This is a genomic window from Pontibacter beigongshangensis (assembly GCF_014332515.1).
Taxonomy (GTDB): Bacteria; Bacteroidota; Bacteroidia; order Cytophagales; family Hymenobacteraceae; genus Pontibacter; species Pontibacter beigongshangensis.
The window spans coordinates 226,839-240,322 of sequence record NZ_VFSD01000003.1; the positions used below are offsets into that span (position 1 = coordinate 226,839).

11 protein-coding genes are annotated in these 13,484 nt (G+C 46.4%); 6 read left to right on the plus strand and 5 right to left on the minus strand.

Annotated features, from left to right (window positions below; translation table 11 throughout):
* Window positions 1–345: 345 nt before the first annotated feature.
* The 4 genes from merTP to FJM74_RS04605 all read left to right on the plus strand — a co-directional run bounded on the left by merTP (window position 346) and on the right by FJM74_RS04605 (window position 3,460).
* Entirely contained in the window at window positions 346–945 is a 600-nt protein-coding gene (gene merTP / locus FJM74_RS04595; RefSeq protein WP_013631655.1) for a mercuric transport protein MerTP, read from the plus strand.
* Window positions 942–1,148 carry a GDCCVxC domain-containing (seleno)protein gene (locus FJM74_RS22320; RefSeq protein WP_013631656.1) on the plus strand — a complete coding sequence of 69 codons (207 nt, stop codon included), beginning with the start codon at window positions 942–944 and terminating at the stop codon, window positions 1,146–1,148. Before merTP ends, FJM74_RS22320 begins: the two co-directional genes overlap by 4 nt.
* A gap of 177 nt (window positions 1,149–1,325) precedes the next feature.
* A complete protein-coding gene (locus tag FJM74_RS04600; RefSeq protein ID WP_187261390.1) occupies window positions 1,326–2,057 on the plus strand; it encodes a hypothetical protein in 732 nt (243 codons plus the stop codon).
* Between the two features lie 713 nt (window positions 2,058–2,770).
* Window positions 2,771–3,460 (plus strand): hypothetical protein, encoded by a 690-nt coding sequence (locus FJM74_RS04605; protein WP_187261391.1) that lies wholly within the window; start codon window positions 2,771–2,773, stop codon window positions 3,458–3,460.
* A gap of 109 nt (window positions 3,461–3,569) precedes the next feature.
* Here FJM74_RS04605 and FJM74_RS04610 read toward each other — a convergent pair whose 3' ends face one another.
* The 5 genes from FJM74_RS04610 to FJM74_RS04630 form a co-directional block, all read right to left on the minus strand.
* Entirely contained in the window at window positions 3,570–3,785 is a 216-nt protein-coding gene (locus FJM74_RS04610; protein ID WP_187261469.1) for a hypothetical protein, read from the minus strand.
* 661 nt (window positions 3,786–4,446) lie between these two features.
* Window positions 4,447–7,176: a TonB-dependent receptor gene (locus FJM74_RS04615; protein ID WP_187261392.1), complete on the minus strand. Its 2,730-nt coding sequence runs from the start codon at window positions 7,174–7,176 to the stop codon at window positions 4,447–4,449.
* Between the two features lie 271 nt (window positions 7,177–7,447).
* Window positions 7,448–8,215 carry a LytR/AlgR family response regulator transcription factor gene (locus tag FJM74_RS04620; protein WP_187261393.1) on the minus strand — a complete coding sequence of 256 codons (768 nt, stop codon included), beginning with the start codon at window positions 8,213–8,215 and terminating at the stop codon, window positions 7,448–7,450.
* A 653-nt stretch (window positions 8,216–8,868) separates the two neighbouring features.
* Window positions 8,869–9,918, minus strand: coding sequence for a sensor histidine kinase (locus tag FJM74_RS04625; protein ID WP_187261394.1), 1,050 nt, complete (start codon window positions 9,916–9,918; stop codon window positions 8,869–8,871).
* A 24-nt stretch (window positions 9,919–9,942) separates the two neighbouring features.
* Window positions 9,943–11,205 (minus strand): hypothetical protein, encoded by a 1,263-nt coding sequence (locus FJM74_RS04630; protein ID WP_187261395.1) that lies wholly within the window; start codon window positions 11,203–11,205, stop codon window positions 9,943–9,945.
* Window positions 11,206–12,097: 892 nt separating this feature from the next.
* Between FJM74_RS04630 and FJM74_RS04635 the strand changes: the two genes are divergently transcribed.
* Window positions 12,098–13,213, plus strand: coding sequence for a fatty acid desaturase family protein (locus tag FJM74_RS04635; RefSeq protein WP_187261396.1), 1,116 nt, complete (start codon window positions 12,098–12,100; stop codon window positions 13,211–13,213).
* A gap of 49 nt (window positions 13,214–13,262) precedes the next feature.
* Complete coding sequence (locus tag FJM74_RS04640; protein ID WP_187261397.1) at window positions 13,263–13,457, plus strand: DUF2158 domain-containing protein; 195 nt, start codon at window positions 13,263–13,265, stop codon at window positions 13,455–13,457.
* Window positions 13,458–13,484 lie beyond the last annotated feature (27 nt).

Below are 13,484 nucleotides of genomic sequence, written 5' to 3' on the forward strand. Positions count from 1 at the left end.
AAGATAGGTAGGAAGAGCACCAGGCGCAGCACCCGGAGACACTCAAATTATTTGAATGATTTTGGCCTTCCTGAGCTGCTCCTTCTCCTGCTGCTGCATGGTATCGATTATTCAAATGAAAATGTTCCTCTGGAGGTTTTGCAGCCCTTGCGGCCAGGGCGGGGTTTTAAAGTGAATTAAATATATATTGTTTAATATATAGTATATTCGTTAGTCCGATTACGGTTATCTGTAGATTTCGACAATAAACCGTATGTTTATTACTGAACCGTATGTTTATTACTGATATACATTAGTTATGCGGCAGCTTAAAAGACAACAACCAACGACATTGACAGTAAGAAAATGAAATCAGATAATAAACTTGCAGGACTTGGACTTTTGACAGCAATTTCGGCATCACTATGCTGCATTACACCTGTTTTGGCTCTGTTGGCTGGAACAAGTGGACTTGCTTCTACTTTCTCTTGGCTTGACCCATTCAGACCATATTTAATTGGCTTGACAGTTTTGGTTCTTGCGTTTGCTTGGTATCAAAAACTGAAACCTCAAAAACAAATTGACTGCTGCGACACAACTGAAAAAACACCCTTTATTCAGACAAAAAAGTTTTTGGGTTTCGTAACAGTTTTTGCAGGACTGATGCTTGCGTTTCCAAGTTATGTCCACATATTCTTTCCAAAGACAGAAAGTCAAACAATCATAACCGACCAATCAAACATTAAAACAGCAGAATTTACAATTAACGGAATGACTTGTGCAGGTTGTGAAGAAAACGTAAATCACGAAGTAAATAAACTGACAGGAATAATTAAGACGAATGTTTCTTACGACAACGGCAACGCAATCATAGAATTTGATAGAACTCAAACCGACATTCAAGAGATAGAAAAAGCCATAACTAAAACAGGCTATTCCGTAACCGACAAAAAAGAAATAAAATGAACATAATCCTGCAATCAACTATCACTTGCCCTGAATGTGGACATAAGAAAGAAGAAACTATGCCGACAGACGCTTGCCAATATTTTTACGAGTGCGAAAGCTGCAAAAAGGTATTAAAGCCAAAACAGGGCGACTGTTGTGTATTTTGTAGCTATGGAACAGTGAAATGTCCATCCATTCAAGCCGGGACAAATTGCTGTTAAAGACAATGATAAAACTGACTGAAATCGAAAGCCGACCGCATAACATCGGTTTTGCAATATGGCGGGTGAAGTGCTACTATGAAACATTTGTGCAAGATTCAACATCAGTAATTCTATTGAACTTTTGTGCTAAAATGCCGCCACATCGCAAAGCCGTAAACCGTTAGCACCAATAAAATGGAAGACACAACAACACATAACAAATTGACTGACATTTGGGACAAATACAACCAAGTGAGAGTGGCTGGCGACAAAAAAAACGCTAATAAACTTTTGGGGGACTACATTGACTTATTAAAACAACAAGACGAAAAGGACATCAAAATATTCGTTGACAATATTTGTAGTTTGACATTGGACGCTGACGATAGAATAATAAACAATAACGGAACAGAAGTATCGGACAAAGACATAAGAATTCAACATCCACTTTTTAAAGAAATTGTTCTGCCAATACTAATAGACCAATATAAAAAGGACAGTGCAAAACACATCAGATGGATTGGACAATTTGAACAGTTTTTCTATTCTGACTTTGCGACAACACAAGCTTTTCTAAGAGAGTTAGATATTGAAGGGTATTTTGAAACAAGACATTTTTTTGAGAAATCTTTTTCCATTGACAATAATCAAAAGACACTTGAATTATTACTTAATAGAATTGCACAGGACATAAACTATTATACACACGAAGTTCCAATTGGTGTTCTTGTTGACCCTGACGTTTTAGACAAGGAGTTAATGACTTTTAGACAATACTGGCAACAATGCGACACAAAGAATATATGGGAAAATGTTTTGACTGAATGGGAACTAATCGCAAAGCATTGGTCACTTTATCTTGCAAACCAAGACGAATACGACAACTTTGAAAACTATTTAAAAACAAATGGAATTCAACTTGACTGAAAGATTTACTGGTGCTAACAGCCGTTTTGCAAAAGCGGGGGTTTCGTGCTTCTATGAAAGTAAAGTGCTAAATTCAAGCTTTGTGCATCTAATGAAGTTTAGTGCTAAAAATCCCCGCCTTCGCAAAGCGGCAAAACGTTAGCTGAGAGTGTAATTATTAAGAACAATAAGCTTAGATATGAAATTAACTGTTTACTTGGTGTTATTAACGGTTCTACTATTAAACCAATCCGATAACTACAGAGTGAATGGTAACTATAAGGTAATTCTTGATACAGAATTTGCTTCTGATGTACAGAACTCAAATTACATTATTACTTTTAGCGATAGCACCTACATCAAAAGCTTTAAAAGCGGCAAAAGGGTTACGGGTAAGATTAGTCGATTATCAAACTACATCAAAGACTCTAAGACAGTCCACCTGAGTGATAATGGCGGGTATACTCCCCAAGGACATCTAGATGGTCTGATACATAATTCCTTTGGGAATACGCAAATTGAGTTCGAAGAGTCAGGAAATGACACGTTGGAGTTTAGGACCACATATAGCGGGAATCTTCATATTACCGTGAATCAGGGAAAGCTTGTTAAACTAAAGTAGAATACCCACAGCTAACACGGCACAGGCTCCATACTCGGCTACGCCTCATTCGCATCCTGTACTAACCGTTGGCTGTAATATCATTGAATAAAGTCTAGACATATAACGCTTAATGGGTAAAGTTAAAAGAAGGCTTCTGTATACACCTGGGCTATTATCATTGATAGTGCTTTTTCCTATTTGCTTCATTTATTTAAAAAATCGAATTAAAGCAAAAGAGAAAGCAGTCATTGAGCTTAACATGAATACTCCCGAGTTTGGGAATATAATTGTATCGGATACTTTAAGTCACTTCTATGGTTTAGACCCTATTAGACCTTATCCTAAGCGGAACTATTTAACTTATTATTTGACAGGACGGGAGAATCAGGATGAAGCGACATTGAAAGAAGCACAGGTTGAGTTGAGGAAACAACATATATCGAACGACACCATCAATGGAGTCTACTTCTATTTCACAAATGATGCAAAGTACGGGGCTATAGTTAATACTTTGAATATCTTTATGATAGAAGACATTGAAAGATTCCTTTTTGTAGACAATGAAATATGGGTTTTTAATATTCCTGAAACTGAACATAAGTCAGTAACGATGTCGTTTTGCGGTACAGCTAGCCAATCTACATCACATACTAATTCCGCGTCTCGTGATGTATTTATAATTGATAAGGACAGCATCATTGAAGTAAGTAGGAAATTTTGGCTTCCATTACTTTTATTGATTGCATTAGCATTTTTTAACATACAGTCAATCTTAAAAAATTCTACAGCCAACACCATACATAAACCAAGTATCGGCTAAGCCTTACTCACTTTATGTACCAATCCGTTGAATTCAAGAAGTGTATCATGTGCCCTACTTACACCCATGATTGGGGAAGCAGGAAATTAGCACAAAAGCACACAAACTTTTACCAAATGGCGGGGTCAGATGAAGTGACCATTCCAGATTTTTTTATCTCGGTTTGATTAGTCTTGTTTTCTTCGCTTTCTTTCGATCTAAATGTATTGCTACATTGACCAAGCACCACCCAAATAATTACAAAAATAAGAATCGTACTGAAGCATCCTCCACCTAGTTTTTTAGCGCCATAGCCAGCAAGCAATCCTCTGAATAAGTTATTCATAGCAGTATTTTTATGTTTCTCGTTAGAAACGACATTTGGAATATGAAGTTTTACTTATTTGCCCAACCGTTCCTAAAAAGTTATTTGCAGAAGGTTATATGGTAGGCTTGCTGCTTTATCCTAGTCTAAAGGAGTGGGAAGGTGGAGTATGAGAGCTAAACTTAGAGGTACTTGAAAAGATAGGAATTTCACCAAAACAATAGCTTAAGATTATTCGCTTCCAACACGCCATGTTCTTACAATAAGCTGCAGCTAAAGTCAACATAGCCGCATTAGCTTAAGAAGCAGGTTATTACGATCAATCCCATTTCATCGACCAAATCAGAGAATTAACGGGACAAACACCGAAAAAACTATTTGCAAGCGGAGAAATTGTATCCGACTTTTTCCGTTAGAACGAAGCAGCCCTGTACACATCAAGGGTTTTGCAAAATGCAGATAGGATAAATGAAATATTCTTGCTTTCAATTCCGCAAAAACCAATCTTATTCGTTTTTTCCATATTGTAGTAAAGGCCCCGAACCGTTACCGAAGAAGCGCATAGTCAGACACAGCCATACAATCTCCTGCCATCTCCTCCACATAAAATTATTGATTTAGCATGCTGAACTTGATATGGGAGCAAGAAAATACAAGATCCACCCTTAGCAGATTTACTCCATCATCCGCCAGCAAAATGGCGGAGGCTGTAGGTAAAGGTGAGCATAAAGTAGCGTTGCAGAATGGTAGACTGCACATCCTCTACGTAGAGCTCAGTTACATTCCGGCGTATGTTGTTGTTCTGCTCCAGCAAGTCATTTACGCTCAGGCCGATCTCGCCCCGCTCGTTGCTGAACAGCTTCTTGCTGATACTCATGTTCCAGAGCAGAAAGTTGTTGTCGATGCCGGCTCCCAGGCCTGAGTTTGCCTGGTGGTTTAGTTCGGTGCGGTACACGAGGCCTTTCAGGAAGATCCAGTTAAAGCGGGCACTCGTGCTCTGGTTAAAGTAGTTGTTGTTTCGGCCGGGCAGCAACGTGTTTTCTACCAGGTTGTAGTTGGAGCGGGTCGAAATATTGAAATCAATCTCTTCGCTGATGTTGCTGCTCACCGATACCCCCAGCCTGAAGTTGGTGGCATGCGAGATGTTCACTTCCTCATTTACCAAACCCGGCCGGCGGGTGTGGCCCACGGCTCCGTTAAAGCTAAGTTTCGACTCAATCAGGTTCACCGGGAAGCCATAGTTAAAGAACGTCCGCACATCCCAGTTGGCCTCGCCCATGTTCACGGGGCGCGTGAGCTGAGAACCCTCTTCCAGCACCACCTCCTCGCTAAGCCTGATCGTCTCATCGGCCACGATGGTACTGTTCGTGATGCTGTTGTTGGTGATGGAGCCTCTCACACCGACATAAAATACCTTATTGGTTTCCTCATCAAAGTTTCTGTAGCGCATCCAGATCCGGTTCTGGTAAGACTGCCGCAGGTTGGGGTTGCCTGTTCTGATGTGCAAGGGGTTCGACTGGTCTATGACATCCTGTAGCTGGCTGAGCGCCGGCGCATTGGTATTGGTGCGGTAGTTTATGCGGATATTTTTTGTTTTGGTAAACCGGTACTCCAGCTCGGCCGAGGGCAGAATACTGTGAAATGTACGGGCCATATCGTACGGCTGCGGAAACCGCTGATCGTTCTGCAGGTCTGCCCGCTGGTACTCCGTCTCTACCTGGAACAGCAGCTTTTGGGTGTTGTACTGGTAGCCCAGCTCTACCTCCTGCGTCAGGTAATCGCTTCTGAACGAGTTGCTGAGAACCGTGTCGAGCAAGGTGTAATCGCCGGTAATTTCAGCCAGGTTATAGGTAAGCCTTTCAGAATTATCGTGGCGGTTACCGATCTCGTACTCCAGCTGTATGCGGGCGCTGTCGCCTACCGGTTCGGTGTAGGAGAAGTTCGTTCGCCAGGAGTAGCCGGTGCCTCGGTTGTCGCGATACTGGTCCAGCCTTTCGGCCTGGTTGGCCCGGTTGTAAAAAATGTTGTCGGCAATACGGTAGCTGTCGCCATTGTTGGAGCTGTACTGGTTGTTGATGCTGGCTCCGAAGGTACGGCCGGGTTTCTTAAAGCGGTGGCGATAATGCAGGTCGCTTTCCAGGTTAAAGCTGTTATTGTCGGAAGTGGAGGTATTTTCGGTCTGGTTAATCGGCCCGAGGTTGTTTATGGTACGCCCGAAGAAGTCCGAAGCCGTGCTGCCTTTGTTGATGGAGAAGTTCGGTTTAAAAAGGATTTCGTTGTTCTCATCCATCATGTATTTCAGGCGCATCCGGAACCGCTGGTTCAGCTGTTCATTATCAGAGTTGTTTCTCTCTGAGTAAACCCGTCCGGAGTCGCTGGCGATAATAAAGTTCTGACGCCTGAACTGGCTCTGAAATACCTCTCTGTGGTTTATGTTGTAGTTACCGCTCAGTTCTACTTTGTCGGCCCACTCATCACTGAAGTTAATGCCTATTCTGCTGGTTTTGATGATGCCGTTGTCATCGCCTCTTCTGCCGCGCATGCCACCTCCGGGCGTCTCGCCAATAGAGTAGTCGTACATGTTGATGTTGTTGCGAACACCTGTAATGGTTATGCGCCTGTTGTTGTCAAAAAAGTTTACACTGGCACCGAGCATGTGCCGGTTGTCGGTGCCATAGCCGGCGGAGGCCTGGCCAAATGTCCCTTTTCTGCGGTCGGGCTTGGTTACAATATTTATGGTCTTGGCCCGGTTGCCGTCGTCGAACCCGCTGAATTCTGCCTGATCACTTTTCTTGTCGAAGACCTGGATGTTCTGGATTACCTCTGCAGGCAGGTTGCGGAGGGCAGCGTCTACATCGCCCTCAAAAAAGCGTTTGCCATCTACCAGAATCTCCATCACATCTTCGCCCTGTGCCTGTATTTTGCCGTCTTCAATGGTGATACCGGGCATTTTCTGCACCAGGTCCTCGGCGCTGGCATCGGGGTTGGTTTTAAAGGCGGCAGCATTAAACTGCGTGGTGTCGCCCATCTGCTCGCCAAGCGCAACGCGGCCCACCACCACTACTTCCCGCATGGTCATCGATTCTTCCAGCAGCATCAGTTTGCCCAGGTTCAGGTTTGCCTGCTCTACCTTTATGGCTTTGGAAAAGGGCGTGAACCCGATAAAATTGATCTTTATGTTGTACTGGCCTGGGGCTACGTTCTCGAACCGGAACTTGCCGTTCATGTCTGTGGCCGTGGCGGCGGGTGTTTGTTCGCCTGCCGTTGCAGCGGCCTTATACAGCAGCACGCTTGCCCCTGGCAGCGACAGCGAATCCTGGGCGCTGTGTACAATGCCCTGCACCACCATACTTTGTGACGAAGCCTGGATGGCAATGGCCAGAAAAAGCAGGAGGGACAGGAAGCTTTTCATAGTAATGAGGCTGTGTTTTGCAAAATAGCTGCAGTTCGTGCTTTCTGGCATTTTCAACTAAGGTGTAGGAGGTGTCAGGATAACTTTCGTTCCTAATCAAGTTAGCTATATGATTTAAGCCAGATAAGGATTAATGTACCAACAAGGATTTAAACAGGCTGAACCGGGAGATACTCTTGCTGAACAAGAAGGGAGTTTTTGAAAAAAAGGCAGGAGCAAAACGGACTTCTGCCAGCGGCAGCGTTTAGTGCTGTGCTGCTATGGCATTGGACTATTTGTCGAGCCAGGCCTTGAAGAGGGGAGTGCGTTCGCTGCTGATGATCACCTCCTGGTCGAGTGGGGGTTGCAGCTCCACTTTGAGCCTGCCCTTAAAGTAGGGATGTATTTCTACGGCCGAGTCGATGTGGGTAATGAGCTGCCGGTTTACGCGGAAGAAGTACTGCGGGTCGAGCATCAGGTTGAGGTCGTCGAGGGAGTAGTCGAGGGGGTATTTCTGGCCATCGTGGGTTACGAGCAGGTTCAGTTTCTGGTCGGCATAAATGTAGGCGATCTCTGTTGTTTTTACGGCTCTGATGCGGTTGCCGGCCTTTACCAGGAACCTGGTTTTATAGGTGGCCTGCCCGGCCTTCAGGAGCTTTACGAGTTCCTCCAGGTCGAGCTGCGGGGCCGGCTCCTGGTAGTTCTCCTGCAGCGCCCTGAGCTTGTCGAGGCTTTGGGCGAGCTTGTCGTACTGCACCGGCTTGAGCAGGTAATCGATGCTGTGCACCTGAAAGGCCCTGATGGCGTACTGGTCGTAGGCGGTGGTAAAGATAACGGGGCTCTGCACCTTCACCTGCTGAAATATCTCAAAGCTCAGGCCATCGTCCAGGTGAATATCTGCCAGGAGCAGGTCGGGGGAGGGGTTGGCCTGCAACCACTCCACGGCATCTTCCACAGAGGTAAGGGTGGCCACTATCTCCATATGCTCATCGTAGGTCAGCAGCATCTTGACCAGTTTCTCTGCCGCCAAAGACTCATCTTCCAGTATGACTACTTTCATTTGATTTGTTCGTTGTTAAATGGCGTAATGGTTAAATGGTTAATTTAGGCAATTGCAGTACATCCTGTAAGTTCCGCGGTTTGGAGTCTTCCGCAGGAGGACTCCAAACTTAAAATGAAGTAGCAGGAACTCCGTTCCGGACAAGTTGCAGGAAACTTTTGAATGTTCAAAAAGTCTTCACAATAAAGCATTTTAGTAAGCTACAATACAAACCGCCAGCAGGAAGTCAGAGACTTCCAATTTTCATTTAACGTTTGAAGTCCTCCGCAGGAGGACTCTAAAAAGGCCATAAGCCCATTCATTCTTTATATGTTATTCATTCAGCAGCAGCAACACCAAAGCCTCCGGACCTTATCTTGTAGGGAAAAATAAGGCTTCTATTTCCTGGATTTTGCGCTGGTTCGAGCTTGCAGCTCGAACTTTGATATCACTGCCTTTCCAGAATGGGCCAAAGCAGCCTCTAATAGATCAATTCTTTTAGGCTGTAGCCTTAAGGAACATTTGATACGAGCGGCAAGCTCGCACCAGCGACCTGCTTTCCCCTACAAGATAAGCTCCGGAGGGCCTTTTTCATTCAAATAATTTGGTCGCTGATTGTTTGTGGCTGGCTTGTAAGTTTAAAGTCTCCGTTTCTAATTTTTAATTCAAAAAAATTACCGCTCCAGGTCGTCCCACTCCAGTAGTGGCAGTTTTACGGTAAAGTACTGCTCCTGCTGTTGTATACTCACGGGGCGGTCAGAGAAGTACTCGAACCGCTTTCTGATGTTGTCCAGGCCGGTTTCAGGCAGGTTGGAGTGTTCCTTCAGCTTCGGCTGATAGGTATTCCGCACCACCAGCCAATCCTTTTCCTCCATATATATATCAATGGCTAAAGGCTTTGCTACAGTTGCTTTATTATGTTTAATAGCGTTCTCTACGAGCATCTGCACCGAGAGGGGGGGCAGGTAATAAGCCTTTGCTGCAGGTGGCGCCGTCACGGAAATTTTCAGTTGCTTGTTCAGCCGCCGCTGAAACAGGAAGGAGTAAGCATGGATAAAGTTCAGCTCGGTTTCCAGCTCCACCAGTTCCTCGTCGCGGTGCTGCAGCACGTAGCGGTACACATCCGAGAACTTGTCGAGGAACTGGTGCGCGTCCTGCGGGTCTTTATCGATAAGCGAGGAGAGCACGTTGAGGTTGTTGAAGAGAAAGTGCGGGTCTATGTGCGTTTTCAAAGACTCGAACTGGGTGCGCAGGTTCTCCTCGCGCAGCTTTTCGGTCTGGATAAAAGCCTCTTTCCAGCGGGCCATAAAGTAAAGGCCAAAGTTGAGCGAAAAAACCGGAATGATGAACAGCAGCCCGTACAGGTTCAGCACCAACACCTGCTCCGCCACCGGCGCCATGCCCAGCAGCAGCGTTTTCAGGAAAAAGTAGGAGGCATTGATGCATGCCAGCGAGTACAGCAGGCTGCCCAGCAACTGAATGAAGAAACGCCGGAGCGGCTGCCGGGACCAGGGTAAAACACTGTCCAGTTTAATATGGATAAAGCGGTTGCCGAACCAGAGCAGCGTGAGCACCGCCACAATCCAGAGTAGCGCCGCCACATATTCCAGTCCCTCCACCAGCGTGGCGACCAGGATCAGCAGCGCCAGGGCCAGCACTGCTCCCCAGATAACGCCCGTGTGGAGGCGGGTCCTGGTAACTGGGTTGGGCAGGTCTTTTTTCATGCAGGTCGGGTGTCTGGTGCGATGTTAGTAAAAGGCAATCCGGTGTACGTTGTTCCAGGGAATATATTTGTATTCGCCTTGTTGCGGCCATATCAGCAGCCCCCAGTTTTTTTCGGACACATCGCTGCGGTCGCCCAGCACCAGCTTCACGCCATTGCGCAGCAGCACCACCGACTGCTTGCTGTTGTGGGGCGCCACTTCTTTTATAAACCGGAACGGCACTATGCGCAAAGCACCTGCTCTGTCCCAGCCATCGAGGGTTTCCACGTCCAGCCGTTCATCCAGGTCATATACAAAAGACCCGCGCCAGGTTTTCTTGTCGTTGGTAAAAATGCTGGCTTTCAGCGACCGGGGCTTCTGAAAGGCGTTGAAACCAAAGTCCTGGTTTTCGGGGTAGGCGGCGATGGTGGCTTCCTTGAAGTCGCGCCAGCGGATGATGACCTGCCCCCAGTCCGGATGACGTACCACAAGGCCCTGGTTTTTGCGGTTCACATTGCTGTTGCCGTGCATATACAGTTCCCGGCCCGATTTCAGCTTCACCAGCGCCCCTTCGTCTTTAGGCCGGATAGACTGCACATCCCGGAACCTGACTTTTATGTTTTCGTTCGCCTCATTTTTACCATCCACAAAATTGGAGGTAAGCGATTCGTCCATGTCCCATTGCAGGAGTCCGGTATAGGAGGAGCCGCTGCGAGTGGCGATGGTGCCATAAAGGGGCATGGTGTTGAGGTGGGGGAGTTGCTGGGGAGTGGTGGTAAACCGGATCTGGGCAATGTTGTCCCAGTCGATCCTGATCTTTTCTTTGCTTGCGATATAGAGCGTAATGCGCCTGCCGAGCTGGTTCCGGTATTCGGGGTCTTCGTTAATGAAAATGTTGACTTTCTCCCCATTCTTAAAAGCCACCACCGCCTCCTCGCCTCCGGATACGGTGAGCGAGGCAATATCTCCGAAACGGCACCGGAAGGTATGCTTGCGCGATGGGTACTGATTTTTCCAGAGGTTCATAAAGCCCCAGTCCATCTTCTTCTGGGTCTCTTCAATGCTCAGTTTTTCGAGCTGTTCGTTGTTGAGGTATTTCAGAACCGGGTTATCTTTTTTTTCGGCAGTGAGCAGGTCGACCCACATGGTCTGGCCGGCGCTCCATAAGATCTGCCCTTTGTGCCGCTCGTTGTTGGTTAAGGTTACTTCACCATAAATAAAGCCTTCGTGCTGGGCAGCGGCAGGACGCATGGCAGCCGCCAGGAGCAAAAGCAGAAGGATGAGATATTTCAGGGGGAAGTGCCGCATGTACCAAAACCACAAAAGTCCGGATTTTTTACCACAACGGCAACCTGATGCCGTTCAAGCCGGACCTGACACAGACCAACCGAGATTATCTATGGCTGAACTAGTTGCTGTTGCTTCGCCTAATCTGATGCGTCGCCAGTTTATAAATTAGAAACTGCTGTTACCCACCAGTTTTCAAAAAGCCCTGCTTAGCATAAGCTGTTGGAGGTTGCGTGGATATCAAAACATCGAATCATTTGTCAGAACGGATAACGCTTTGGTGCATTACCAACCGCGTTACAGAGCAGCAACAGAAGCCTACTGAGCAAATCCTGTAGGGAAAAATAAGCCTTCCATTTTCAGGATTATGCGCTGGTGCGAGCTTGCCGCTCGTACTTTCATTTCACTGCCTTTCCAGAAGGGGCCAAAGCAGCTTGCTATGGATCCATTCTTTTAGGCTGTAGCCGTAAGGAACATTTGGTACGAGCGGCAAGCTCGCACCAGCGACCTGCTTTTCCCTATAAGATTTGCCTCTTGAGGGCCTTTTTCATTCAAATAATTGCCCGAAAGGAAGCTATTGATCAAGGTGCATAATATCCTGCAGGTATTTGCACTTCCTGTATAAATTGCACTAAAATTCTGCTATTATGGCCAGTGTGAAATCTATTGGGGCCGGAATGCGTTAGTTATATAAGTTAAATAATGTGTAGCTTTGTCTAAAGCAATTCTCTGGCAAGAATTTGTTCTTGTAAGTTCTCATCGACCTTCACCAGACCTCCTTCACTATTTCGACTGATAAAAAGCTTAACGGAGTTGTAACGGCAGCCTTATTTTATACTGCCCCGGGTCCGGAAAAGTATTTACCCCGCACATAAAGTGCTCTGACTTTCGCTTTTGTGCCTAAACAACACCTATGTCTCAAAAATTGAAATTTACCAATACGAATCAATCCTCTTTTTTTGCCACCGCACGCCTCCGGGTAGAAGATTACTTTAAAGAAAACAACATAAGCAGGCACGCTAACGGGGCTATGTGGTTTAAAACGATCTTTTTCCTGACGGGCTTTTTAGTGCTATACCTGCTCATTATGTCGAACCAATTTGGCATTTGGTCTATGGTGGGGCTGGCGGCTTTACTGGGCGCTTTCAGTGCCTTTATCGGGTTCAACATCTGCCACGATGCCATTCACGGTTCCTTTTCCAGAAACAAGAACGTGAACAAGGTCTTTAGCCTGCTCTTTAATTTTATCGGTGCCAACCCCTACGTGTGGAGCATTTCGCATAACATTGTGCACCACTCATACACCAACATTCCGGGCCACGACGAGGATATTGAAATTGCCCCCGGCCTGGTGCGTATTTCGGAGGAGGAGAAGGTAAACAAGCTGCAGCGGTTTCAGCATTATTATGCTTTTCTGCTCTACGGGCTCGCCTCGCTCTCGTGGGTTACCCGAAAAGATTTTCTGAAGTTCTTTCAGAAGAAGATCGGGCAGCACCCTAACACCAGGCACCCCCGGAAAGAGTACTTTAACCTGTTCTTTTACAAGGGGGTGTACTATTTCCTGTTTATTGTACTGCCGCTGCTGGTGCTCGACATTGCCTGGTGGCAGTTTATGATCGGTTTTCTGTGGATGCACTTTGTGGAGGGGCTTGTGCTGGGGCTGGTTTTCCAGCTGGCGCACGTGGTAGAGGGAACGGCTTTTCCGACACCAAACGAGCAGGGAAACCTGGAGGAGGCCTGGGCGGAGCACCAGATGCTGACCACCGCCAACTTTTCGCCCAAAAGCAAAATGGCCAGCTTTTTATGCGGTGGCCTGAACCGCCAGATCGAGCACCACCTTTTTCCGAAGATTTGCCACATCCATTATCCGGCGATCTCCGTTATAGTAAAAGAAGTAGCGCAGGAGTTTAACCTGCCTTACCTGGAAAACCCCTCTTTTTTATCCGCACTGAAGTCGCACTACCGGCTCCTGAAAAAACTCGGCAAAGAAGCATACGCCTTACAAACATCCGGCATGGCGCGGGTGTAAATAAACCGGCTGTGCAGGCAGCCTACTCAGATAGTTGAAATAAACCAACATGACTAATTACGGATACAAAACCGGTGATGCTGTGCAGTTAAAGACAGGCGGCCCCACCATGACGATTGATTTCAAGACGAAGTCGGGCACTTACAACTGCAAATGGCACGATGGCCAGGACCTGAAAGAGAGTGAGTTCGGTCCTGAGCAGATTCAGGTAGTTGTGCGAACTGACAGGAGAAGCGTGCTGTAGCTGCTGCGCAGTTTGCAAGGCCAGTGC